Genomic DNA, 23841 nt, shown 5'->3' with positions numbered 1-23841 from the left:
AAATTCTTTCTAGATTTGTAGGGGTACAAGACCTTGCACCCCTACAATTGGATATTTTTTTAACTGCAAGGTGCTGCTTCGCCCGCCTTAAGAGGTTAGGGTCGAGGTGAGCATTACTGCGTCACCCCTCCCATGCGGAACCGTGCTTGCCACTTTCATGACACACGGCTACTCAATGTGTACATCCTTGTCAATAATGGACTTCTGACCCGTTAATCCCCAAAAATGTAGGAATATCATTACACCATTCCCAATTGAATTTCGACATGAATTTGTTAATCCTATCTAGGAATTTGGAAGTGTCCTTTTTCCTTATTTCAATCAGGTCTTCTTTGGTCTTTTCGTCATGGCAATGCCGATGCAATAGTTGTAGGTTTTTGTATTCATCCTTACCGCTTAAAGCTCTAGGGATAATGTGGTCTACTTCTAAGACATCCCATTCTTGAAAGTGTAATCCGCAATGAGTACATTTCCCCTTCTGCTTTTTAAGCAGATATGCTTTACGACAAGACATTTCGGGGTGTGCGCCCATTCTTGTACTCCAATAAACCAAGTCGCCGTCGTAGGGGCTTTTATCGCTTTTAACTTTTACATAATTAGTGCTACTGCAAGAGAACTCCTTATGTTTTAGTAACCGGAGGGAATTTGCATTTCCTTCCCTGGTTGCGAATACCCAGTTATCACCGCCAATGGTTGTCCAGTATTTGATGTGACCATCATTAATGTTTCCACATCGGCGTTTTGCCCATCGTCGAAGTTTCAAGTAGATAAGGTGGTCTTGTTTTGATAATTCTCCGACGGTTTGAGCGTCGGATTTTGAGTAGAAGGATGTCCATCCCCTGATGACAGGGTTAAGGTCTTTGATTATTGCCGATTGTGGCGAAGACCTATGTTTTAGGATAATCCTCCTAATTTTCTCTTGATGCGCCTTACTTGACTTCTGGGATGGAATGATGAAAGTGTTGAAACCTAATAATGTACCTTGGGCATTTTTATTGCTTCTGTACTTGCCTGCCGGGTATTGCTGAATATGATGACCTAGAAAGTCAAATCCGGCAATTCCATCCTCGCTTAGTTCCGGGTGGAACGTGTGGGTTAGCCGTGTTTTATCAGGCTTCAATTCCAGACCTATGCCTTTTAACCATTCCGAGACAATTTCCTGGCATCTTTGGACAACGGTTTTGTCTTCATGGAGAATCACAAAATCATCCGCGTATCGGATTATATTGGGCGTTTTGAATTCCACGCCTTTTTTGTGAAACCAAGTTTCCTTTCCTGAATAACTCATTTCGGGAAATTCTCGTTTTATCCTTTCTTCAAGACCGTGGAGGGCTATGTTAGCAAGTAGTGGAGAAATGACCCCACCTTGTGGAGTACCCTCAGATGTGGCAGTAAAAACCCCTTGGTCGATGACCCCTGATTTTAGCCAAGACTTAATTTGTTGTCTGACTTTGCCTTTTTGATTAAGCTTCTGGAGTAGGGCTAAATGGTCAATGCGGTCAAAACATTTCGCTATGTCCGCGTCTAACACAAATTTGGCTTTACTCTGGACACAGTTTTTAATCTGTTTTATCGCATCATGGCATGACCTTCCTGGTCTAAAACCATAGGAGTTTGGCTCAAAGAGTGCCTCCCATTCTGGCTCTAGCGCAGCTTTAATAACTGCTTGTAGGGCGCGGTCGTACATTACGGGTATTCCTAATGGTCGCTTTTCATCCCTTCCAGGTTTTGGTATCCATACCCTACGAGTGGGCTGAGATTTCCCGGTTAGTTTAAGCGTCCTAGTCAGTTCCAAACGCGCTATTGGGGACAGGAATTTAATACCGTCTACGCCTGCCGTTTTCTTACCCTGATTTTCAACACTTACCCGTCGTACCGCAAGAACCTTGTTATACCAGGACTTCATCAACGTTTTTTGGAGCTTACGAACTCTCTTGACATTTCCACAGCGTGAAGCGGCATAGATGCGCTTTTGCAACCGGAAAACATATCGTTCAGCTTTACGCCAATTAATATCTTCCCATCCCTCAATATTCCTTGGAGAATTTGAATTAGGCATATGCGTTGCTACTTGTACCTCTTGCTCTCACACATTGCGGGTTACGTTAGCTTATCCCGGCGGTTATGCCATCCTTTTTGTGGCATTGCCTGTTAATTCAGGCTGGGCATTTGCTTCTTAACCCATCCCTCCCTCTTATCTCTTATGGCTGACACCTACCTGTTACCTATTTCAGGAGAATATAAGAGGGTTACTTCGTTCCCATAACCCATATCGAGCCGTTAGGGCGTGTCTCTCCACCGGGGTTCTAAGAAGTGCGCTATCTCGGTCATCGAGTCCTGATAGTCTTTACCCTTGTCGGTTATTTCCAACCCAAGAGGTAGGAAATAAAAATTTCCTACGAGCTTATATCCCTTGGCGGTATACTAACGATGGTTCAAACGACACTTGGTTTTCTCTACCCATAGGACTCTTGCTTGCGGGGAGGGTGTTCAGCTATCCCCATCCTTATCGCTTTCGTCCCCGCTTTATAGATTTGATGGTAAGTCTCCTCTATAGGGGAAACCAGTTTTACTGGTTCTTTACGTGCTTTCAACCTCGCACCGAGGCGGTAGGGCTTGGTATATTAAGGATTCGGTTATAATTTAGGCACATTATCCTAAACTTTCCCTTCTCTTCTAGCTGTTTTTGCCGTTGGCTCGGCTAGACTTCCTTACCTACATGGATTGTGAGTTTCACTGGTAAAGGATTAAAGTGCGAACTCAATCCTTTCGGATTACTTTACCAATGTCGGTCATCCCTGAGCATTATTACTCATTTCGACCGAACGAATCGCACCGATGGCGTAACCGCCCGCCGTAGGCGATCGCGTGGGTTGACAAAGCCCTCAGTAAATAGGAGATTAATTTGATCGGGTATGAGGATTTGTGCCTTGCCGAACCGATTTATTTTCATAGGTTCTAGCCTATATTAGGTAAGAAGCCTATCCCACAAGACTTAACTCCTGGTTTCGATATCGTATAACTGGCAGAGGGTGAGCAGTTTTTGTTTAAGGCGATCGCGCAGACTCTCAGGTGATATCACTACACAATCGGGCGCATACTGCATGACTTCGCGCATAAACCAAAAGGTACTCGATACTCGCCTAATTACTCGCCGAACTCGTGGTTTATCTGGTAGCCATTCATTAATTTCATCTTCTGGTTTAGCTTGATAGGCAAACGCTAAACCAGCAAATAAATGCATTTCTACTTTTATTTCATCTAAGTTAGTACGCCACTGACCAGAAATTGAAGTCACAGCAGCATCTGTAATTCTGTCTAAACGTAAACTCCAGTTATGAATTAATTCTGGAATATCAAAGTTTCCTTCTGTTTCTTCACAGCAGCAATCAAGATATTGCCGCTTTTCGTGGGGTGTAACTTTGGCATGGCGAACTGTGAAGTTTAATAAGCGTCCGGCTGCATCTTGATAAGAAAGTTGAAATGGTTGGTTTCGCAGGATGTAGTTATCTACTTGTAAGCGCCAAGATGGGGGCAAATTTTCTAGGAAACGTTCGATTTCGCCTCGCAACGGTAATGATAGTTCGCTGCGTTCGAGAAGTAAGTTTGCAATGATTTGGGCTTGTTCAATTTGCCCGATGTCTGTCAACGCATTGATACATCTATGTAATGCTCTGATGCGTAATTCTTTCCAATCATTATTCTTCCCGATGAGTAACTTACGTTGAGCGATCGCTTTAATTAACTTAGAGATGTTAGGCTCCTCTCCCCACATCATACCGAATTCACGAGCGATCGCTTCTAGCTCGGCTTTATCACGTTCTGATATCGACAGTGTAATAGATTGACCTTTTCGACTCATTTTTTACACGGACACTTTTATACTTATAAATCTTGTCAATCTCTATTTTGCGTGTCAATATAGTTTTTAACAACCAGTTACGGACACTATTTAAGTCAATTGAAAAACTCGCACCAATGGTGCGAGAAATAGCCCGGAAATGTTTTATACCTATCTAAAAAACTGCAACCAATAGTTGCAGAAATTTGTGGGTGGTATTTAGCACATATATAAAAACTGCCACTATTGGTGACAGAAATTGCTTGGATTCATAAGTTTGTCATTCTTTCAACATAGCAGTTCAGATAAACTAAGCATTTGCAGGGAATTTTTAAGGATATGTCCGAAAATTACAGCATAAATCTCAAACCTGTTTATTCCCAAACCGTCCCTACACCTGACGGCGTGAAATTACCTAAAGAGTGGTTGCTTTCTTGGCATCAAGTCGAAACTTTGGAGGCATTGCGCGATCCAAATATTGATATAGTGTTCAACACTGCCATAACTGGGGATGGTAAAAGCTTGGCTGCTTTTCTTCTGGCTATGACAGATGGTGTATCCACAATGGCAACTTACCCGACTAACGAGTTAGCGAGAGATCAGGAAAAGCAAGTACAAAAATACAAGGACGAATTTCAACCAAAGAAAAACCCACAGATTTATCGTCTGAATGCAGCTATTCTGGAAGATTTTATCGAAACGAATAAATTACCAACAAAACAGTCTGGATTAACTAATCTTTCCAACCAAGCAGAAATTTTGCTGACTAATCCCGATATTTTTTACTATATTCACGATTTTCGCTATCTTAGGCGTTTAAAAAAAGATGGTAAAACCAAGGGAGAAAACGCCAATAAGCTATTCAGTAAAATAGATGATAACTACAATTTGTTTATATTTGACGAGTTTCATGTATTTTCCTCCGCTCAAGTTGCAAGTATATTCAATGCAATATTGTTAATTAAGCATACCGTTCCAGGTAAGAAATTTTTGTTTTTATCGGCAACGCCAGATGATTTATTGCTAGATTTTTGCGATCAATCTGGCATTAATTATAAAGAAATTAATCCGGCAAAAAAAGAAAAATATTGCTTTTCAGAAAATGCTACTCAATGGCGGCAAATTAGTCAACCAATAACTTTATTTTTTCCGCAAACATTAGAACCTAATTTTTCATCTAGTTATGATTGGCTTATAGAAAATTCCGAATCAGTAATTTTAAAGTTTTTTCAAGATTATCCAGGCAGTAAAGGCGCAATTATTCTCAACTCTATTGCTGCGGTTAAGAAACTAGTTAAGCATTTTAAAAATATTTTTAAACCTTTAGACTTAGAGGTTAGAGAAAATACAGGTTTAACTGGTGAGACAGAAAAAGCTGAATCAATTGCGAAAGCCGATTTACTTATAGGAACATCAACTATTGATGTAGGTGTGGATTTTAGAATTAATTTTTTGGTATTTGAAGGTGCTGATGCAGGTAATTTTATTCAACGCTTTGGCCGGATAGGCAGACACAAAGATTTTCACCCTCATCCTTATCATGCTTATGCTTTGATTCCCAAATTTATTGTTCAAACATTATTCAAATCTGATTCAGACTGTTTGCAAGATGGCAAAATTTACGACCGAGTAACCTTTACACAAGCTATTCGTTCAAGTTACCCATTTGTAAATGAATTTAAGCAGTACCCTAAACGCTGGGGTGCTATTCAATCAGCTTGTGTTCATCAAGAATTGAGACGACTGACTCATCAATATCCCGATGCAGAGAAAAACTTTAAAGAGACTATTGAAGCAGCGCTTGATGTAAATATTTGGACAAAATATGAACAAATTAATCAATGTTTACAAGAAAAGAAAAAGAAAATCATTGATGAAGCACGAAGTTTTCGGGGAAGTAGTCAGTTAGATTGTGCAATTTATGATTCAACAAATCTAGAAGAACCAGAAAATGAACGTTTTAAAATTTATAACTTACCAGGGATTCTCAGCAATTTTAAGTTTGAATGGATGGATAGAAAGGAATTTATACAACAAGCTGAGAAATCTAAAGTTACAACCACTCGTTTTCAAGAAGCTTTATGCTGTTTGAAACTGACTGGCTACCGAGAAGTAAGAGAAGACTGGAAATTTTACTATCCAGAAGATATCAGTGAAATTGCCAAATCTGGTAAAGTACAGGTTCTAAAAGGTTTAGAAATTCGCCAACCCCACGGTAGCGGGATTAATAAAATAAGTGATGCTGTATCGGGTAGGGGTTTAGTATGCTTTCTTTCAGATTGCGATCGCACTTACCTCAGAGCAAAGTTAGGTTTACCTATCCACTTTCAAGCATACTCCTTAGCAGATAAATATAGTAGCGACGATAAGAAGTCGCCACCGTACACTATAGCATTTGGTAAATCTGCACTAATGCTGGAAACCTTACTTTGGTTTCGGAAGCCGAAAAAGGATGATGGCTGGATTTGTTAGAAAGTTGTGGAGAAAGGGTTTTGCCCGAAATCAGAAGGCAATAGAATTTCAATCCCTAAGAGGTATTACGAGTATTTATACTCATACAGTCCTATACTGCTTTCCTTTCTCCTTATATATAGAGTAGAGCATATTGTCCCCGTTCAAAACAAAAAGGCGAATCACATGGCAATAGAGAAGTAGATTAATCATAAGGCAATATAGACTATTGATATTTGGTGAGGTGAGTGGCACAATGGTCATAACAAACACCTCATGGAGGCTTCCTATGTACATTCACCTGAACGACAGTGATATTTCACAAATGCCAGAACGCTTGCGCCACTTGTTTCTAGAGTGGTTGCCAGAAATCTGAAAACCAAAAATTCTAGCCTTAGCCAAGGATTAGCTCAGAAACCGTCTCCAAGTGAAGTTGCTTCTAAGCAGTTACATATTTTTGACAATCTAACTCCAGAGGAGAACTCAGAAAACTCCCATGTAAAGCTGAGTCAACTATTCGATGCAGGTATCACGAGGAAAGGAATGTCTGTACGAGTCAAGCTAAAGCGAGGAGTGGCAAAAAAGTTACATCGTGACTATATTGATGGTTTAGAAATTTCACCCACAGGAATTATTGTCTATAACGGCGAAGATTTTGATAAACCAAGTCCTTTAGCAGCAAAGTTTAATGGTGGTGCAGCTAATGGGTGGGAGTACATTGAAGTAAAGAAAAACAATCAATGGATTCGTTTAGAAGAATTACGACAAATTTGGAGAAGCACCAATGACCAAGAACGATTTACTTTCCCGAATTTCCATTGACCCAAATATTTGTTTCGGTAAACCTTGTATCAAAGGTCATCGTATATGGGTTGCTTTAATTCTTGACCTTCTTGCAGGTGGAGAAACAATTGAGACAATCTTGGAAGAATATCCAGGCTTGGAACGAGAAGATATTCTCGCCTGTATTGCTTATGGTGCAGAAATGACAAGAGATAACTATGTAGAAATTCCTATTGGAGTGCAAAAGGAAACAAAAAAGTGAATATTAAACTTGATGAGAATATGGGTAGTTTGCGAGTAGCTACCTTATTACGGCTTGCGGGACATGATGTTGCAACAGTAAAAGAACAAGGTTTAATTTCCAGTCCTGATGAAGAATTAATTGATGTCTGTCGGCGTGAAAGTAGATGTTTAGTAACTACAGATAGAGGATTTGGAAATCGTCTCAAATACAAACCTTCTAGCTATACAGGAATTGTAGTGATTAGGTTGCCACCTCGTCCTATTTTTGCAGATTACCGTGCAGTTGCAGAAACTCTAATTGCTGGACTGGAAGCAGCCGATGTAACTGGAAAATTATGGATTATTCGCCAGGGTAATATTCAGGAATTTCAAGATATTGAAGTAAAAGAGGAAGACAAATGACTGATGAAAATAAGTTTGATGAATATCCTGAAATTCCAGACCTAGATAACTATGAGGAAGACGAAAAAGATACTCCTATTAAGCGCGAACTTTTAACTATTAGCCTCTTTAAAAAAGCGATTAAAGAAGTACCAGAGAATAAGGGAGATTCCATAATTATTAGTTTTTCTGAGAATGTGTTACCTAAACTCATTCATCAATTAGTGGGAGCAACAGCTAAGGGAGGTCAATTCACAGAAGACCGTAGATCCGAAGGTAAAAATGTTGAACGTAGTAAACATGACCAATCTTTATTATCTCATCTGCTTAATGGTCTGTTCCCGACCTACCGGATTATTCAGAAATTAAAGTCATCAGAACTGGAAACTAATCCTGTTAAGCGTCAATGTGAAGAAAAGGAAACTCGTATATTTGTAGCTGCGTATATTCTACATGACTTTGAAAAATTCCCCGACTATCCAATTTGGTTGAAAGAAAATAATACAGATGATGTATTTAAAAATCGTGATTGGCGTAAAGACCCTGCAAAAAAATCAGATGCACCAAATTTAAGACGCGGGTATGTAAAACAAAAAATTCAGGATTTTAGTTTAGATAGTTTTTTGGGTGAAGATTGGGAAAATTCTATCGATGATATTGTGTGGCTGAGTAGTAATGCTGGTGATGGAAGTGATGCTGATCGAGGTTTAGAAATTCGTGGTTTGCGTCCTAATTTAAATGGTCGAACGCGGAATATTCTGCACAGATTGTTAAAAATGTCGGATTTATTTGCTTCATTATTAAAGCATCCTCGCGATGTAGAAAGTGATGGCAGAAATGAAAAAATACCTGAGTTATTAAACGACTTAAGTAATGGTCAGTTAACATTTAGCTATCATGCATTATCAGACAATCGTGGTGTGCTGACGAATATTATTAATAATGCTTTGATGGATGTACATCCTAAGCAATACTACACACAGTTATTGTATTTGCCAGATGGTTTAGTATACCTTGCCAGTAAAGATGCACCTGCAATTCATACTGCTGATATTCCCAATCAGGTTGTAGATAAAATTAAAACATTATGTAGTAAGCAGTTAACAAAACGACAAACAGGTTTTAGTCGAGATGGTAAAGGTTTCAAGTTCGCTGATTACTACTGGTTATTTTTCCGCGCTAATGAGTTAATGGAAGTCAGCATTAATGCAGCTATCAGTATACTGCCTGATACTAAATTAGCCTCATCTGGGAAGCGAAGTGAAAGTTTACAATCTTTTCAAACACAAGGAGAATTACCACAAAATATAGATGTTGTATTTGGTAATGAAATTCAAATTGATAGATTAGCTGAATTTGGAGATATTATATGTCGAGGTATTTGGGGTAAATGGCAAGAACGCGCCAATGAATACCAAAAACAATTTTCTAAAGCTGAACGTAAAAATATTCCTGATTTAAATCTGACTGAAAAACTAGCTGAATACTTAGGTTTGTCAGAGGAAATACTAGCTTTAAGACAAATTCAATCTCTCAAAAAAACAGGAGGTGTTCCTTTAGATTGGTATTATTTATCGGCTAAATATTACCAGAAAAATCTAGGTAAAAATTTAGCGCAAAATATTGAATTGATGGAAGGTATGGTTAACTATACTTCCAACCTTATTGAGCCTATTTTAGAAGATTTTGCAATTCCTGACGGTTGGAGTGATTTACGCACTTATGTAAGTCGAGTTATTTCTTTACCAACAGGTGCAGTTATTGAACCTAAGCCAGACCAATTTTTAATAGAAATAAGCAGGTATAACGCTGCAAAAGTTACAGGAAGAGGTAGAGAAAATGTTTGTGCTATATCTAGTTCTCCCTACACTGTAACGGAACAAATGGAGTCAGCAACGTTATTTGCACCACAAGTTTATAGCAATCGCCAAATTTTATTTAATGCTCAAGCTGCAAAGCGACAAATTTGCTCAGTTTGGTCAATTGAAATCATGCTGAGGCAAATTTTGATGAGTAAGACTAACGCTACTGGTGCAGACTTTGAAGGTCGTAAATATCGCTATCTCTATCTCTATCCTGCTTATTTCTTTACTCCAGAAACAAATAAGTTTTTGCAAAAAGCTTATAACGCTATATCTCAAACTCGATTTGATGCTGAACTTCGCAAACATTTTATTTCCAAAGAACAAGTTGCAATTTTTACACCTGACAACTATCAAAAAGTCGATGATTTGTTGATTAAGCAGGATATTTCACCAGAAGATGATAAGACATTTAAAATTAGCTATCCCGATGATGAAACATTAACTTTCTTCTTTATTGGTTTACCACCAGGAAGAGAACCAACAGATACAGAATCGTGGATAATGCCAACTTGGTTAGCATTTGCTTTACCACTTTTTCTAGATGTGAAAGTCGTAGCATCAGAATCACCTGTGCCACCTTTCATTAGTGGTGCTGATTTTGAAGAAACAGTTTTAATTGATGGAGAACATCAAGCAATTCGTTCTTTGATTCAAAAAGATAACTATCGTTTAGATAGCATTCTACCTCGTAGTTCAGAAAAACGTGAATTTTCTCCCCTCAATACTCTCACTGCTGCTTATTCTATTCACTTGGAAGTTAACCGTAAAAAGGATGGCGCTCCAGATTGGGGAAAATTAGCAGATTTAGCACGGGATTTAGAAACTAGTCCTCTTTACGTTTTTCATTACCTTAATAAATGGTTGCGTAAGCAAGACAAAATTGATTCTGTATCTATGGCGAAAGTTCGCCTATACTTGGATTTTTATCACTATTTTGAACCAAAAGGAAAAGCTGTGAATCAACTGCGTAAGTTAACAGAACTCTACCGTCGTTTTTATCGTTCTAAAAGTCAATATGCCAAAGCTAATGCAATTCTCAAACCAATTGATGAGGCTGCTGATGTAATTTTGAAAATTGATAAATCTATGGCTAGTAATACTGAATCATTAATAGATGTGGTAGCGGCTCGTTTAGCCAAGTTGATGAATAATGTGCGACGGAGAGCGGCTGAAGGAAAACCAACATTAACTTTAATTGATGGTAAGTGGAAACCTGCCTTAACTTCTGAAGAAGAACGTCAAGCAGTTTATGAGTTTTCTAAGTATTTTGTAAAAGAAATATTTGAGGGAAGCTTTAAAAGCGATCGCGCACGTTTAGCAGGTACTCAACTCAATTTAATTAGAGATACTTGTGAATACCTTTATCGCCTAGCAGATGATGAAGAACGTAAAGCACGTCCACAAGATGAACCTGATGATATTCCTGAATTAGAACTTGAAGCATCAGTCTAATTTATTCTTTATTTTCCAGCTAACTAAATCGGAGCAATCAAATCATGAAATTCTTGAAAACACTCGATTCTAAATTTTTCCACGATGTAATCCCTGCTAAACCAATGGGAAAATATGTTCATTTCATTACTATTCGTGTTACAGAATCTTACCCTTTATTCCAGACGGATGGCGAACTTAATAAAGCCAGAGTACGTGCTGGAATTGAAAATAAAGAACCTATTAGTCGCTTGGCAATGTTTAAGCGCAAGCAGTCTACACCAGAACGTTTAACAGGTAGAGAATTACTACGCAACTACAAAATTGGTGACTCAGAAAAATGTGACTACAACGTAGATTTCAGCAAAACTACTCCTGATTGTATTCTCTACGGTTTTGCTATTGGTGATTCTGGTTCTGAAAAGTCAAAAGTAGTTGTAGACACAGCGTACTCTATTACACCATTTGATGATTCTCACCTTAACTTTACCCTCAATGCACCTTTTGAAAATGGGACGATGAGCCGTCAAGGGGAAGTAACCAGCCGTATTAATAGTCAAGACCATATTTTACCTCAAGTCTTTTTCCCCAGTATTGTCACGCTGAAAGATCCCACTGAAGCTGGATTTATCTACGTATTCAATAATATTCTTAGGACACGCCATTACGGAGCGCAGACTACCCGCACTGGTAGAGTGCGTAATGAGTTAGTTGGAGTCATTTTTGCTGATGGTGAGATTGTTAGTAATCTTCTCTGGACTCAAAAGATATATGACGTAATGAGCAATGCAACTCCAAAGCAAATTAATCCTCCCGATCCGCTCAATGAAGACGAGGTTTTAGAAGCGGCGACACAAGCAATTACTGCTCTGATGTCTCAAGAGTGTATTTTTCATACTGATTTTGTTGGTGCATCCTTCACACAACTTTTGAGTGAAGTGAAGTCTATCACCAGTGATGAAACTCGATTGCAAGAAATGTTGAGTCAAGTAAATTCTGAATCATCTGTTTATGCTCAAACATGGGTTCTTAAATCAGGTAAGAAAGACCCTAAGAAGGATACTAAAAATAATAAGAAAGCTGTTGCTGCAACGGAGTAATTTAAGATGGTGTCAATCTACCGTTGTCAAATAGAACTTCATGAAAGCCTCTATTACGCAACTCGTGAAATCGGGCGATTGTATGAAACAGAGCCAATAATTCATAATTACGCTCTCTGTTATGCACTGGGTTTAGTTGATAGCCAAATCTACTCTACTACCGTTGCTGAAGAGCATTCTTATCGATATTTTTGCCCCGAACAAGTGCCAAAATATGAGGAGCATTTAACGCCACTCAATCAACAGCAAATTTATGTAACTCCGGCGCGATCGCTCAATCATTCTTCTATCCTCAACACCTGGAAGTATGCTAACAACAACTACCACGTTGAAATGGAGAAAACACAGAAAAATATCCCTAGTTTTGGCAGAGCAAAGGAAATAGCACCTGAAAGTCTATTTGACTTTTTTGTCATCTCCCAAAAAGAACTTAAACTACCAAGGTGGATTCGCTTGGGTAAATGGATGAGCAAGGCTGAAGTAACGGTTGAAAAATTACCGAAACATAAAATTTCTGAAGGTATATTCACTTGTACACATCCATTAAATCCTTTAGATGTGATGTTCACTAATCAAGTGATGAGCTATGACGTGGTAAATATGCCTCCAGTTAGTTTAATTCAAAATGTGCAAATGCGAGGTCAATATTATCAATTTGACGGCATTCAAAACTTAAAAATTCCAGTTCGGATAGAATATCGTTTTCGTAATTAATCATTTCCTAAAACCTTTACCACGTTTTCTCTTTTTCGCAGGTTCTAGCGTCCAGTCACAAATTGCGTTACAATATTTAACCCCTGTTAGTTCTGTACGCTCCCCACACTCATCGTGAAACACTATCAACAACAAACCAACGCCTTCCCCAGCGATTACCTAAACAACTTGTGGGGAGAAATCCAAGCTTGTCCTTACTTTGCTATCAACAACCTCAACCGCGATTTTGTCGCCACTAAAGGATTTTCTGTAGTGTTCCAGCGTTCTGGATTAGCAAAAGTAGAACAGCAGTTTCCCTACTTCAAGCCTTACCTAGATTTGGCTCTCCAGCCGAGTTGTAATGCTTTTTATCTTAATCCTTTACAGCTAAAGGAAGGCTCCCGTGTCGATCCGCATATCGATCGCTCCCTGCGTTCCTACTCCAAAACCATTGAACCGCCTGCGGTTGTCAGTGTTCTCTATGTGCGCGTACCAGCAGATATGGAAGGGGGAGAACTGGTATTGCGATCGCACAAACGCCAACTTGGGCAAATTAAGCCCCAATTCAATACTTTGGTTTATTTTCAAGGTGATTTAACTCATTCGGTTAACGCTGTCAAAACCCCAGGAAATCGCTTAAGTCTCGTTTGCGAACAGTATAGTTTGAGTGATGCTGAACTCCAGGAAATCCCTGAGTTTACTGTAGAGTCAAGAATCACTCAGTCTACAACCAAAAAGAGAAAGTATGCCTCATAGTTTAGTGTTGAATTTGCTACCTCAATCGCCTATTCCACCACAGTATCTTACAGGTAGACATCTCCACGCCCTATTTTTAACTCTTGTTAGTTCTGTAGATAGCACATTAGGCGATCGCTTGCACGATTCCACCGCAGATAAAGCTTTCACCCTCTCTCCCTTACAAATTAATTCCCCCCTTTTGAAGGGGGGTAAGGGGGGATCTAAATTGCAATATTCACATCAACAACCCATTCCCGCCGGAACACCTTGTTGGTGGCGCATCTCCTTATTAGATGACACTCTATTTGGTAAACTTACCCAACTTTGGCTAAATCTTAATCCCAATCGCCCTTGGCATCTTGGCCCGGCTGACTTGTATATTACTAGTATTCAAGGCACACCCCAATCTATTCAACCTTGGGCGAATGCCAATACTTATGCTCAATTATACGAAGAAGCTAGCGATCGCAATTCTTCCATTAACCTTACCTTCTCCACGCCTACCGCCTTCCGTCAAGGACAGTATGATACTACCCTTCCTACTAGAGAATCTGTATTTAATTCCCTACTTTCACGGTGGAATAAATACAGTGGCATAGAATTGACTCAGATTGCGATCGAGTCAATATTTCCCTCATTTGTCAACATTCACACAGAAATATTAGCTGATTCTCGCAGCAAATTTATTGGCATTATTGGCGAAGTTAACTACAAGATTTTGGGAGCAGTTGAACCCATACAAATTAAGCAAATTAACGCTTTAGCTGATTTTGCTTTGTATGCAGGAATTGGTCGCAAAACAACAATGGGTATGGGGATGACACGGCGGCTGTATTCTCCATAATTCTAATAATCATTTAAAAACCACCTAAGTTATGAACCAAACTGAATATATTTCTATTGCGGTATTGAATCAATATGCCTATTGTCCGCATCGCTGTTGGCGGATGTTTTGTGCAGGGGAATTTACTGATAATCAATACACAATTGAAGGCACAACTTTACACGATCGCGTCCACACTACAAGCGATATACAGCGAGGAGAAACTTGGCAAATTAGAGCAATTTGGCTAAAGTCTGAGCAATACAAACTCATCGGGAAATCTGATTTAATTGAATCCGAATCAGGTCAAGTTTATCCAGTGGAATACAAACGAGGACGCAAAGGCGAATGGGATAACGATGAGTTGCAAGTTTGTGCCCAAGCCTTATGTTTAGAAGAGATGACAGGAGAACCTGTAACTACTGGATATATCTATTATGCCCACTCCCATCAACGGCAATTAGTAGAGATTAATGCAGAGTTACGGCAAAGTGCGATCGCTACTATTGAATCTGTCACAAATCTCCTAGAAACAGGAGCAATGCCAAAACCAGTTTACAGCAAACGTTGCCAAGGATGCAGTCTTTATTCGCAATGTTTACCCAAAGCAACCGATAAGGTCAAAAGTTATCAGGAAGTCAATTAAATCATACTCTGGTAAATTCTTGCTTGAGGACATATTAACTTTCAAGACTGTTCAAATAAGATCCCCCCGCCTGTGGCGACCCCCTTAAAAAGGGGGTAAAGGAGGAAGATAAGCCCCCCTTTTTAAGGGGGGTTGGGGGGATCTTCGTGTAGTAAATAAGCTAACAAAATTGTATTGAGTTTGATAACTTTCAATTAATTAAGGATTAAATCATGGGAACACTTTACGTAACACAAGCTGATGCTTTTATCGGTAAAGTTGACGAACGTCTCACCGTCAAAGCTGAACAAAAAACTATCATGGATATTCCTTTAATTAAACTAGAGGGAATTGTAGTATTAGGGCGGGCTACTATTTCTCCCGCCGTCGTTAGTGAACTTTTAGAACGTCACATTTGTTTAACATTTCTCACACAAAACGGACGATATTTAGGGCGTTTAGAACCAGAAGCTACTAAAAATATCTTTGTTCGTAAAGCCCAATGGCAAGCTGTGGGAGAATCAGAACCAGCAATACATTTAGTCAGAGGATTTGTCCGGGGTAAATTAAAAAATTACCGCCACACTTTACTTCGCACTCAGCGAGAACATCCCGATGTTGATTTGAATAATAACATCACTCGATTGGAAAACGCGATCGCACCAATCGAAAAAACTAACAGTATTGATTCCCTCAGAGGCTTAGAAGGTGCTGGTAGTGCAGCTTATTTCGGTTGTTTTCAACAGCTAATCAAAACCTCAGAATTTATATTTGAAGCCAGACGCCGCCGCCCACCAACCGATCCAGTTAATGCGTTATTGAGTTTTGGGTATTCATTGCTACGTCATGACGTGCAAAGTGCTTTAAATATTGTTGGTTTCGATCCCTATCTAGGATACTTACACGTCGAGCGTTATGGTAGACCTTCCCTAGCCTTGGATTTAATGGAAGAATTTCGTCCTTTAATAGTGGATGCTGTAGTGTTGTCCCTGATTAACAAGCGATCGCTAACCCTAACTGACTTTACCACCGAACCGCTCAGTGGTGCTGTGTCTTTAACCAAAGAAGGACTGCATACATTTCTTCGCGCTTATCAACAAAAGAAACTATCGAGTTTTAAACATCCAGTTTTGGGAAACAAATGCACCTACCAAGAATCCTTTGAAATTCAAGCGAGGTTATTAAGTAAGTACCTCATGAACGAAATCGATAAATATCCCCCTTTAATTCTCAAATAACTCCTCCACTTCTATGTATATTGTTGTCAGCTACGACATTCCAGAAGATAAACGTCGGACTAAAATCCATTCGATTCTCAAATCCTATGGACAATGGATGCAACTGAGTGTGTTTGAGTGCGATATCACTCTGACTCAGTATGCTAAACTGCGATCGCGTTTAGCCAAATTGATTAAACCCGACACTGACAGCGTTCGTTTTTATTTTCTCTGTGGCTGTTGTCAGCGAAAAGTCGAACGCATTGGCGGAGAACAGCCACGAGACGAAACAATTTTCTTTGCTGAGTCTCCTTCTAGCTAGGTTTCTGCATCTCAAATGCGCGGAAGGGTAGGTGTAAAAATTTCACAGCCAAAAAAAATGCTTCTATCCCAACTCCAGCAAGGCTTTGAAGCCATTAGTCGCCTAATCTTCATCCGCGCAATCCCTGAAATGCTTATCAAAATACGATTTCAGCCTTTAAATTTTCCTGGCGCTCTTTCCAAACGAATTCTCTAATGCTATGATTGCTCGATAATCGCGCAACCGCACCTTGAAAACTAAATACAGCTTGGCTTTCAGGCTCCCGCTATTGCAATTTATCAAAATCCCTATTAGGGATTGAAACAAATCGCTTTCGAGCCAAAAGTCCATTCCTGGATAATTGCAATTTATCAAAATCCCTATTAGGGATTGAAACATAGCTTCGCCCCTTCCTCTGTGTTTGATATTATTATTGCAATTTATCAAAATCCCTATTAGGGATTGAAACTTGTCGATTGCAGTTTGTACATCGGCTGGAACTGTGATTGCAATTTATCAAAATCCCTATTAGGGATTGAAACTTAGAATTCCCGTTGAGCCGTGCTAGCCAGCTAGATTGCAATTTATCAAAATCCCTATTAGGGATTGAAACTATGCAGTCCGATTATTCCACTAAATACTTTGCTGTTATTGCAATTTATCAAAATCCCTATTAGGGATTGAAACAATCAGAATATTTATCAAAGGGCTTGGGATGCTCCATTGCAATTTATCAAAATCCCTATTAGGGATTGAAACGAGTCGCAGTTACTTAAACCGTTAGGGTGGAAAAAGATTGCAATTTATCAAAATCCCTATTAGGGATTGAAACGGTAAAGCGGCAGTTGGTGTTGGCTCTCATGTTCATTGCAATTTATCAAAATCCCTATTAGGGATTGAAACAGTTAGGGGAATATCTGCTGAGTAACCGCACTTGTAGCATTGCAATTTATCAAAATCCCTATTAGGGATTGAAACTGTATTAAGTAGCCGGCGATATTTCTGGGATTAATTGCAATTTATCAAAATCCCTATTAGGGATTGAAACGCTCTTTTAAAAGCTTGTGATTTTAACTTAGAAGCTATTGCAATTTATCAAAATCCCTATTAGGGATTGAAACAGAAACCAAAGAAAAGCTTTTATCTAAATCATCGAATTGCAATTTATCAAAATCCCTATTAGGGATTGAAACAGTGCGAGTCGTTTATGAACAAGCTGTATGGCATATTTGTTTACTTACAGCGAATTTCAAGTTAGTGACCTACACAAACTAAGTATCAAAACCAGGTATAAAGCCTGTTTTACTTCTAAATTCTGACTCCTGAATCCTGAATTCTACTGTATATAGGACTCATATTTGATTGCGTGAAAAAAACTCAGTACACCTTTATTCCTTCTTCCCAGTCCCCAGTCCCTACGATTAATTCAGAAATCAAATCGGATTGCTATAGGTGTTCGTTATTTACTGAACACCTGAAGAATTTAGTTAAGCTTCAGCAATATCTTTGTTAAGCCATCGCCTAACTGCTCAATAGATTGTTGCTGTTTCGGATCTTTTAACGTGCCATCAGCATCAAAGGCTTCATAAGCTTTGGGTACTGCTATTTGATCGGGAAGTACCAAAACTTTGATGTTTCCCAAAATAGAGCGCAGGTGAACCAACCCCCGCAAACCACCAAGAGCGCCTGGGGAAGCGCTCATAATACTAGCAACCTTCCCTGCAAAAGCAGTCAAAGCCAAAGGTGCTTCATTTTGATATGGACGGGATGCCCAGTCAATGGCGTTCTTCAAAACTGCTGTGAGTGAACTGTTATATTCTGGCGAAGCAATCAGTAATCCTTGATGAGAAATCATCAAGTCCTTAAACGTGCGGGCATTGGCTGGTAGTCCTTCTTGAGCTTCCAAGTCTTCATCATACAAAGGTAAGGGCAAATCGCGGAGGTCTATATAAGTCACTTCTGCGCCTGCTGCCTTAGCGCCAGCTGCGGCGATTTTTACCAGTTTTTTGTTGTAAGAATCTATCCGGGTGCTGCCTGCAAAGGCGAGGATTTTCGGTGTAGATGCCATAATTCTAGGTTGAATGGGAAGGATTAACCTGTTCAACTGCATTATCCTGTTTTCAGGCGATCGCTGTTTGCTACTTTTAGAGTTTCTTTACAAACTATCTCTAAGTTACAAAATTACACTAATTCTAGTGAAGACTGAAAATTTGCCTTTGGAGTCGAAATATGAATGCTCACAAGATAGAAGTCGTTTTAACTGAAGATGGAACTTTGACACTACGCGGTTTACCCTTTCATGCCGGAGATGCTGTGGAAGTGATTATTCTGGAAACGAAAACTTCACACCACCAAGCAGCGCCAAAACCCAAATTTGAGACAAATCCAAATCTATTACACAACACACAGCCATACCGTTATGACGACCCCACAGAACCCGTAGCCCTAGAGGACTGGGAAGTTTTGCAATGATTGTACTTGATACTCATATTTGGGTTTGGTGGGTTCAGAACGATTCACGACTGACTAAACAACAGCGACAATGGTTACAACATTACGAGTCTGGCGGTTTAGGAATCAGCATTCTTTCTTGTTGGAAAGTAGCTAAATTGCTAGAGAAAAAGAGACTAATTTTACCTTTAGCTATTGATAAATGGCTAGAAGCTGCTTTAAGTTATCCAGGAGTACAACTATTAGATTTATCTGTGCTGATAATCATTGATTCAACTCAATTAAGCGGCTTCCATAACGACCCATTTGACCAACTTATTGTGGCTACAGCCAGATTTTATGATTGTCCTTTGTTAACTTCAGATGCCAAAATTCTTAACTACCCTGGCGTGAAAACACTGAAGTAGATTTAGATCGCTGTTTGCTACTTTTAGAGTTTCTTTACAAACTTTCTCTCAGATTATGGCGAATTGGTCAGATTCTTATCTCGGCAAGTTACGACAAATTGTAGGCGATCGCTTACTTCTATTATTTGGCGCACGTGTGATTATCGAGGATAATTTGGGGCGCGTTTTGTTGCAAAAGCGGAGTGATTTCAAACTTTGGGGGCTACCTGGTGGCTGTCCAGAAGTAGGTGACTCTGCCGAAGAATGTTCAGCACGAGAAGTTTTTGAAGAAACTGGTTTAACAGTTAAGCGTTTTGAAGCTGTGGGGTTTTCTTCCAATCCAGCCTTTGAAACTGTAACTTATCCCAATGGCGATCGCGTCCAAAATTTCATTTTAATTTTGCGAGCCGTTGAATGGTCAGGCAGTCTCGCTTGCTTAGATGGAGAATCGCTGGCGCTGGAATTTTTTGATTTAGCTGACTTACCTACGTTAATGCCAAACGATCGCCCTGTTTTAGAAAAGTTTCAAGAATACAAAAAAAGCGGCAAATTCCTGATGTTCTAAAGCATTTTTTCCAAAAACTGCTTGGCGCGATCGCACTGAGGATTTTGAAAAAACTCGCTAGGAGTAGTATCTTCTGCTAAACTTCCCCGATCGAGGAACATAATCCGATTGGCAACTTCTTTGGCAAAGCCCATTTCATGAGTAACGATCGCCATTGTCATTCCAGATAGTGCTAAACCTTTCATCACTTCCAGCACATCTTTGACCATTTCGGGATCTAAAGCAGAGGTGGGTTCATCAAATAAAATCATCTCTGGTTCCATTGCTAATGCACGGGCGATCGCTACTCGCTGTTTCTGTCCCCCAGATAGTTTGGATGGATACACAGACACTTTTGATTCTAAACCTACCTTCTTCAGCAATTCTAAGCCATGTTCTGCTGCTTTTTGCTTGTTTACTCCTTTCACCTTTATCGGGGCGTAGGTGACATTTTCCAGCACATTCATGTGTGGAAACAAATTAAAATGTTGAAATACCATTACCAAATGCTGGCGTACTTTCGCAATGTTTGCTTTAGGCTTGGTAATTTCTTGGTCGTGAAAGTAGATTCTCCCTCTGGTGGGTTGTTCTAACAAGTTTATGCATCGCAGAAAGGTAGACTTACCCGAACCAGAAGGGCCTAATATGGCAACCACTTCCCCTTGGTAAAACTCAGTGGAAATATCTTTGAGTACGTCGAGTTTGCCAAAGGATTTAGATAAAAATTCTGTGCGAATGATTACATTACTCACTTTCTCGTAACCTCCTTTCTAAAGCGGATGCACCCAAGGTCATACCCATTACCAAAACATAGTAGATTAACCCTGCAAATAGTAGTGGTTCAAAATAAATATATTTGTTTGCACCAACGATTTGAGCGCTGCGTAATATTTCCACTACCCCAATGGTTGACACCAGCGCGGAATCTTTGAGCAATCCGATAGTTTCATTTACCAATGCGGGAAGAATGTTCTTCAAGGCTTGGGGCAAAATCACATCCCACATCATCAACCAATAGGGAACACCCATAGACATCGCCGCTTCACTTTGTCCTTTATCCACTGCTTGAATCCCACCTCTGATGGTTTCCGACATATAAGCGCCAGAATTCAAAGTAAAAGTTAGCACCCCAGCCTCTAATGCGGAAATGTCATAACCTGTAAGCTGAGGTGTTGCATAGTAAACCAATGCTAACTGTAATAGCAAAGGTGTACCTCGAAAAACAGAGGTGTAGGCGTTAGCAACCCAGGTAAGCGGCTTGATGCCGAGAATTTTTAACAGAGACAAGATTGTTCCCCAGATTAACCCCAAGGTTACAGATAATAGGGTAAACAACAAAGTTAACGGGATTCCCCGCAGAATAAAGGGAATGTCAGGAAGAATTCTGGTGAAGTCGAGATTCAATCCGCCTTTGGTAGGAGTTGAAGATGCAGAATTGGCGGCGGTATTCTGTGAAAACCATTTGGTGACTAGTTTAGCCAATGTGCCATCATCCTTCATTTGTTGAAGGACTTTGTTAAACGGTTCTACAAAAGAAGAACCTTTGGGAAAAGCGATCGCCGATCCACTTGCCTCTTCTGAGGGAATAGTATTAAATTCTAAATCTGGGTTAGCTTGGGCAAATCCTTTAGCGACGGTATCCTCAACAATTGCGGCATCAATTCGCCCAGATTTGATTTCCTGAACTACTTCCGGCACTTTATTGAGTTGCTTTAGTTGAATACCTGCAACTTTTTTAGCAATTTTTTGGGCATTTTGTTCTTGTATCGTTCCTAGTTGCACCCCAACTTTTTTCTGTGATAAGTCTTGGGGTTGCTTGAGATTGCTACTTTTAGGAGCGACAATTGTATCTTTGGCTTCGTAATAAATAATTGAAAAATCAATGTTTTTTTGACGTTCTGGAGTCGGAGTCATCCCAGCCATAACAAAATCAGCGCGATTTGCTTGGATTGCAGGGATTAATCCATTAAAATCAGATTCCATTATTTTAAGTTTAAACCCTAGTTTTTCAGCAAGGGTTTTGGCAATATCTATATCAAAGCCAACGATTTGGCGATCGCCTCCTTTCGTATCATAAAACTCATAAGGAGGATAATCTGGGGAAGTAATCATCGTCAGCGTGTCTTTCCCTAAAGGTGAAGCAGCTTTTAGAGAATTAATATGTCCTGTGATGATGCTGATTCCTACTGCTGCTACAACCAGTATCGTCAATAGCCATCCTTTTTTTTTCTTCATAAAATATTCCGCACTTAAACTGCTACATCAATCGAGCAAATAATACCTGTGATATCATGTCCGCTTGATTGCTTATTAAACCCGAAGAACCCCACCCCGCCAAAGCTGTGCTTTGTCTCCCCTCCCCGCCTGCGGGGAGGGGTTGGGGGTGGGGTTCTTTTATTATGGGTAATTTGGCGGACATGATATTATGCCAATGCATTGGCTTGTTATGCCATTACATCGGCTTGTTATGCCATTGCATCGACTTGTTATGCCATTGCATCGACTTGTTATGCCATTACATCGACTTGTTATGCCATTACATCGACTTGTTATGCCATTACATCGGCTTGTTATGCCATTACATCGACTTGTTATGCCATTGCATCGACTTGTTATGCCAATGCATCGGCTTGTTATGCCATTGCATCGACTTGCAAGCCTTAATTAATGCATAGTAAAGTCTCTGCTTAGGGAACTCTAATAAATAAATTATTCAATCTTGTGGGGTGGGCAACATGAGCGCCCAATTCACAGGACGGGCAAGATGCCCATCCCACAAGAAATATTGTGATATTTTATTACTTGGAAGTCCCTTAATCCCATGAAAACTTTGGGACTGTCAAATTCTGACTTTAGTCGCCTCCAGCAACTTAACGCTGGCATAAATAGCATCAATATGAGGTGTGGGAATTTGAGTAAGTTTTCCCAATTCTGCCACCGCACCAACGATCGCGTCTATTTCAGTAGCGCGTCCGGCTTCAATATCTTGTAGCATTGAGGTTTTATGGGCACCAACGTTTTCTGCGCCATTAATTCGCTGTTCTAAAGTAATGCCAAATTTTATACCTAAGTTTTCGGCGATCGCTTGAGTTTCACTCATCATTTGTCGCGCTAGTTCGCGGGTGAGAGGATAGCGGCAAATATCCTCTAAAGTCGCGCCAGTTAAGGCACTGATCGGATTAAATGCCACATTTCCCCACAACTTGATCCAAATTTCCGTGCGAATTTGATTGCGGATTGGTGCTTTGAATCCTGCCTGTTTTAAAGTTTGTGCTAATAATTGGATGCGTTCGGTTTTAGTGCCGTCGATTTCACCCAGAGTAAAGCGATCGCCTTCAATATGTTTAATTACACCTGGTTCAATTATCTCAGTAGCCGGGTAAACAACACAACCGATAGCGCGTTCAGCACCAATACTAGTTTCAATAATCCCATCTGGATCGACAGATTGAATCCGCGTACCTTCATACTCACCGCCATGCTGACGAAAGTACCACCAAGGAACGCCATTTTGGGCTGTCACCACCATCGTGTGAGCATCGTAGAGTGCAGGGAGAAAAGGTGCGATCGCCGGAATACTGTGAGCCTTCACAGTTAAAATTACGACATCCTGTGGCCCAGCTGACTGAATATCGCTAGTTGCCAGAAATGGAGTAGCAATTTGGCTAGAACCATCTGCCATAAACAACTTCAGCCCATTTTTTTGAATTGCCTCCAAATGAGAACCACGCGCAATTAATGTCACCTCTTCACCTGCAAGTGCCAGTTTTGCGCCTAAATATCCACCAATCGCACCCGCGCCAACAATACAGATTTTCATTTTGTCAAAAGAATATGAGTCGTAGAAGACGGTATCCAATTAAGTTCCCAATAGTGAATTCTCCAGCTGAGAGTGGGAAGATTCACAACTACTACTCATAACTCATAACTCATAACTCATAACTCATAACTCATAACTCATAACTCAT

Annotated in this window: 22 protein-coding genes and 1 CRISPR repeat array; of the genes, 15 read left to right on the top strand and 7 right to left on the bottom strand. The window is 39.9% G+C overall.

Features of this window, described 5'->3' with window-relative positions; all coding sequences use genetic code 11:
• Positions 1-190: 190 nt before the first annotated feature.
• The 3 genes from ltrA to RM049_RS03265 form a co-directional block, all read right to left on the bottom strand.
• Complete coding sequence (ltrA, locus tag RM049_RS03275; protein WP_322703143.1) at positions 191-2059, bottom strand: group II intron reverse transcriptase/maturase; 1869 nt, start codon at positions 2057-2059, stop codon at positions 191-193.
• Positions 2060-2812: 753 nt separating this feature from the next.
• Positions 2813-2953 carry a hypothetical protein gene (locus RM049_RS03270; RefSeq protein ID WP_322703142.1) on the bottom strand — a complete coding sequence of 47 codons (141 nt, stop codon included), beginning with the start codon at positions 2951-2953 and terminating at the stop codon, positions 2813-2815.
• Between the two features lie 42 nt (positions 2954-2995).
• The gene (locus tag RM049_RS03265) at positions 2996-3862 is read right to left on the bottom strand and encodes a WYL domain-containing protein (protein WP_322703141.1); all 867 of its coding nucleotides are present in this window, start codon (positions 3860-3862) and stop codon (positions 2996-2998) included.
• A 318-nt stretch (positions 3863-4180) separates the two neighbouring features.
• On the opposite strand from RM049_RS03265, the gene cas3 reads away from it, so the two are divergent.
• The 12 genes from cas3 to cas2 all read left to right on the top strand — a co-directional run bounded on the left by cas3 (position 4181) and on the right by cas2 (position 16513).
• Positions 4181-6313 carry a type I-D CRISPR-associated helicase Cas3' gene (cas3, locus tag RM049_RS03260; protein ID WP_322703140.1) on the top strand — a complete coding sequence of 711 codons (2133 nt, stop codon included), beginning with the start codon at positions 4181-4183 and terminating at the stop codon, positions 6311-6313.
• Positions 6314-6649: 336 nt separating this feature from the next.
• Entirely contained in the window at positions 6650-7114 is a 465-nt protein-coding gene (locus tag RM049_RS03255; RefSeq protein WP_322703139.1) for a hypothetical protein, read from the top strand.
• Positions 7077-7337, top strand: a complete 261-nt coding sequence (locus RM049_RS03250) for a DUF433 domain-containing protein (protein ID WP_322703138.1) — start codon at positions 7077-7079, stop codon at positions 7335-7337. The genes RM049_RS03255 and RM049_RS03250 overlap by 38 nt, the downstream gene beginning before the upstream one ends.
• Positions 7334-7720 carry a DUF5615 family PIN-like protein gene (locus tag RM049_RS03245; protein ID WP_322703137.1) on the top strand — a complete coding sequence of 129 codons (387 nt, stop codon included), beginning with the start codon at positions 7334-7336 and terminating at the stop codon, positions 7718-7720. Before RM049_RS03250 ends, RM049_RS03245 begins: the two co-directional genes overlap by 4 nt.
• Positions 7717-11016, top strand: a complete 3300-nt coding sequence (gene cas10d / locus RM049_RS03240) for a type I-D CRISPR-associated protein Cas10d/Csc3 (protein ID WP_322703136.1) — start codon at positions 7717-7719, stop codon at positions 11014-11016. Before RM049_RS03245 ends, cas10d begins: the two co-directional genes overlap by 4 nt.
• 44 nt (positions 11017-11060) lie before the next feature.
• Complete coding sequence (cas7d, locus tag RM049_RS03235) at positions 11061-12095, top strand: type I-D CRISPR-associated protein Cas7/Csc2 (protein ID WP_322703135.1); 1035 nt, start codon at positions 11061-11063, stop codon at positions 12093-12095.
• A gap of 6 nt (positions 12096-12101) precedes the next feature.
• A complete protein-coding gene (cas5d, locus tag RM049_RS03230) occupies positions 12102-12809 on the top strand; it encodes a type I-D CRISPR-associated protein Cas5/Csc1 (RefSeq protein ID WP_322703134.1) in 708 nt (235 codons plus the stop codon).
• A 114-nt stretch (positions 12810-12923) separates the two neighbouring features.
• Positions 12924-13544, top strand: a complete 621-nt coding sequence (locus RM049_RS03225) for a 2OG-Fe(II) oxygenase (protein WP_174712088.1) — start codon at positions 12924-12926, stop codon at positions 13542-13544.
• Positions 13534-14370 carry a CRISPR-associated endoribonuclease Cas6 gene (gene cas6 / locus RM049_RS03220; RefSeq protein WP_322702264.1) on the top strand — a complete coding sequence of 279 codons (837 nt, stop codon included), beginning with the start codon at positions 13534-13536 and terminating at the stop codon, positions 14368-14370. Before RM049_RS03225 ends, cas6 begins: the two co-directional genes overlap by 11 nt.
• A 31-nt stretch (positions 14371-14401) precedes the next feature.
• Positions 14402-14995, top strand: a complete 594-nt coding sequence (cas4, locus tag RM049_RS03215) for a CRISPR-associated protein Cas4 (protein WP_322703133.1) — start codon at positions 14402-14404, stop codon at positions 14993-14995.
• 212 nt (positions 14996-15207) lie between these two features.
• Positions 15208-16212: a type I-D CRISPR-associated endonuclease Cas1d gene (gene cas1d, locus RM049_RS03210; protein ID WP_322691612.1), complete on the top strand. Its 1005-nt coding sequence runs from the start codon at positions 15208-15210 to the stop codon at positions 16210-16212.
• Between the two features lie 13 nt (positions 16213-16225).
• Positions 16226-16513, top strand: a complete 288-nt coding sequence (cas2, locus tag RM049_RS03205; RefSeq protein WP_322674756.1) for a CRISPR-associated endonuclease Cas2 — start codon at positions 16226-16228, stop codon at positions 16511-16513.
• A gap of 267 nt (positions 16514-16780) precedes the next feature.
• A CRISPR array of direct repeats spans positions 16781-17685; the repeat unit is 37 nt; unit sequence ATTGCAATTTATCAAAATCCCTATTAGGGATTGAAAC.
• 290 nt (positions 17686-17975) lie between these two features.
• Here the strand turns inward: cas2 and RM049_RS03200 are convergent.
• Positions 17976-18560 carry an NAD(P)H-dependent oxidoreductase gene (locus RM049_RS03200; protein WP_322691611.1) on the bottom strand — a complete coding sequence of 195 codons (585 nt, stop codon included), beginning with the start codon at positions 18558-18560 and terminating at the stop codon, positions 17976-17978.
• A gap of 161 nt (positions 18561-18721) precedes the next feature.
• Here RM049_RS03200 and RM049_RS03195 point away from each other — a divergent pair, with 161 nt between their 5' ends.
• From RM049_RS03195 to RM049_RS03185, 3 genes are read left to right on the top strand one after another with little or no spacing between them, the layout of a single operon-like run.
• Positions 18722-18964 (top strand): hypothetical protein, encoded by a 243-nt coding sequence (locus tag RM049_RS03195; protein WP_322674758.1) that lies wholly within the window; start codon positions 18722-18724, stop codon positions 18962-18964.
• Positions 18961-19350, top strand: coding sequence for a type II toxin-antitoxin system VapC family toxin (locus tag RM049_RS03190; RefSeq protein ID WP_322691610.1), 390 nt, complete (start codon positions 18961-18963; stop codon positions 19348-19350). Before RM049_RS03195 ends, RM049_RS03190 begins: the two co-directional genes overlap by 4 nt.
• Before the next feature lie 55 nt (positions 19351-19405).
• On the top strand, positions 19406-19894 hold the full coding sequence (locus RM049_RS03185; protein ID WP_322703132.1) for an NUDIX hydrolase: 489 nt from the start codon (positions 19406-19408) through the stop codon (positions 19892-19894).
• On the opposite strand, the gene RM049_RS03180 is transcribed toward RM049_RS03185, so the two are convergent.
• From RM049_RS03180 to RM049_RS03170, 3 genes are all read right to left on the bottom strand, one after another.
• Complete coding sequence (locus RM049_RS03180; protein WP_322674759.1) at positions 19891-20625, bottom strand: amino acid ABC transporter ATP-binding protein; 735 nt, start codon at positions 20623-20625, stop codon at positions 19891-19893. The two genes, RM049_RS03185 and RM049_RS03180, sit on opposite strands and share 4 nt — an antisense overlap.
• Positions 20618-22108: an ABC transporter permease subunit gene (locus RM049_RS03175; protein ID WP_322703131.1), complete on the bottom strand. Its 1491-nt coding sequence runs from the start codon at positions 22106-22108 to the stop codon at positions 20618-20620. The genes RM049_RS03180 and RM049_RS03175 overlap by 8 nt, the downstream gene beginning before the upstream one ends.
• A gap of 604 nt (positions 22109-22712) precedes the next feature.
• Positions 22713-23693: a 2-dehydropantoate 2-reductase gene (locus tag RM049_RS03170; protein ID WP_322703130.1), complete on the bottom strand. Its 981-nt coding sequence runs from the start codon at positions 23691-23693 to the stop codon at positions 22713-22715.
• Between the last annotated feature and the right edge of the window lie 148 nt (positions 23694-23841).

Origin of the sequence: Nostoc sp. DedQUE04 (genome assembly GCF_034530995.1) — a bacterium.
Taxonomy (GTDB): Bacteria; Cyanobacteriota; Cyanobacteriia; order Cyanobacteriales; family Nostocaceae; genus Nostoc.
Note: the sequence above shows the minus strand (reverse complement) of the source record. Positions and strands in the feature narration are given on the sequence as shown.